The 1725-nt window shown below is 41.1% G+C and carries 3 protein-coding genes; all 3 read left to right on the forward strand.

Annotated features, from left to right (window positions below):
• A partial coding sequence (locus tag AC1DRF_RS26325) for a M55 family metallopeptidase (protein ID WP_477742115.1) occupies positions 1-439 on the forward strand: 439 nt, incomplete at its 5' end.
• Between the two features lie 14 nt (positions 440-453).
• Positions 454-1383, forward strand: coding sequence for an ABC transporter permease (locus AC1DRF_RS26330; RefSeq protein WP_013056182.1), 930 nt, complete (start codon positions 454-456; stop codon positions 1381-1383).
• A 1-nt stretch (position 1384) separates the two neighbouring features.
• Positions 1385-1725 (forward strand): ABC transporter permease (locus tag AC1DRF_RS26335; protein WP_477742116.1); only part of this gene is annotated, 341 nt, incomplete at its 3' end.

Below are 1725 nucleotides of genomic sequence, written 5' to 3' on the forward strand. Positions count from 1 at the left end.
GAATATTGGAGAGTTAGGCTTCAATGCATACGTCGCAGGCTATTACGGCGTGCCAGTTTTAATGGTAGCCGGTGATGACCAAACGGCGCTGGAAGCACAGCAGCTTATTCCAAACGTGACGACTGCTATCGTCAAACAGGCCATTTCACGTTCTGCAGCCAAAACATTAACCCCTAAGAAAGCAGAACAATTACTTCATGAAAAAACAGCCGCAGCTATTCAACACAAACACCTTGTTAAACCTTTAATTCCACCTAAACATCCAACCTTACGAATAGAATTTGCAAATTACGGTCAAGCAGAGTGGGCGCATTTAATGCCGGGAACAGAAATTGAGCCTGGAACGACGACCGTTCGGTTTCAAGCAAAAGATATTTTAGAAGCTTATCAGGCCATGCTTGTTATGACTGAATTAGCTACGCGCACAACATTCTGTTAGAAGGTGGGATAAAGGTGAAAAGTTATATTCTGAAACGATTTTTATCCATGCTTGTTACGCTGTGGGTAATTGTGACCTTAACCTTCTTTTTAATGCATTCGATTCCTGGATCTCCATTTAATGAAGAACGAGCGACAAGCGATGCAGTTCAAAAAAACCTGGAATCATTTTATCACTTAGATGAGCCGCTAGCTGTGCAATATATTCTTTATTTAAAATCCATTGTTACCTTTGACTTTGGTCCTTCCATTAAACAGCCGTCTCAAACGGTTAACGACCTTCTAGGAAGAGGGTTTCCTGTGTCATTTGAACTTGGAATGGTGACGTTAATTCTTGCGGTAATTTCCGGTATTACACTAGGCATTATCGCTGCTCTTAGAAGGAATGGAATAATTGATTACATGGCGATGAGCATAGCAGTTATCGGATTGTCGGTTCCAAATTTTGTTATGGCCACGTTGTTAATTCAACAGCTTTCTGTTAATTTGAAAATTTTACCTGCCGCTACGTGGACGAGCCCTTTACATATGATTCTTCCGACTCTAGCTCTTGCCACAGGTCCTATGGCTATTATTGCACGTTTGACTCGCTCAAGTATGATAGAAGTACTAACTCAAGATTATATTCGAACAGCGCGTGCAAAAGGGCTTTCACCAGTAAAAATTGTATTTAAGCATGCGCTTAGAAATGCTTTAATGCCCGTTATAACAGTTCTTGGAACGATTGCGGCCAGCGTATTAACCGGCACATTTGTTATTGAACAAATCTTTGCTATTCCTGGCATGGGAAAATATTTTGTGGACAGTATTAATACGAGAGACTATCCGGTAATTATGGGCACGACGGTCTTTTACAGTTCGATTCTCATCATTATGCTTTTTTTAGTAGACATTGCTTACGGAATACTTGATCCACGAATCAAACTGTATAAGAAGGAGGGATAACGTGCTGGAAAAACAGGAGTATAAGCAAATTCCTGATGAGTGGTTTGTGCCAAAGAAAAAAAAGAAATCTGAAGCTGAAGCAGTTGTAAGGCCGAGTCTTTCTTATTGGCATGATGCTTGGCGCAGGCTTGTAAAAAACAAGTTGGCCATGCTAGGTCTCTTTTTTTTAGTCATTCTCGCTGTGATGGCTATATTCGGTCCTATGTCTTCCCCCTACAGTGTAACGAAAGCTTCTTTTACAGAGCAAAATCTTCCTCCTTCAGCTAGTCATTGGTTTGGAACGGATGACTTAGGCAGAGATATGTACACCCGGACATGGTACGGGGCTAGAATCTCTTTATT

The sequence above is a fragment of the Priestia sp. P5_B4 genome (assembly GCF_056400385.1).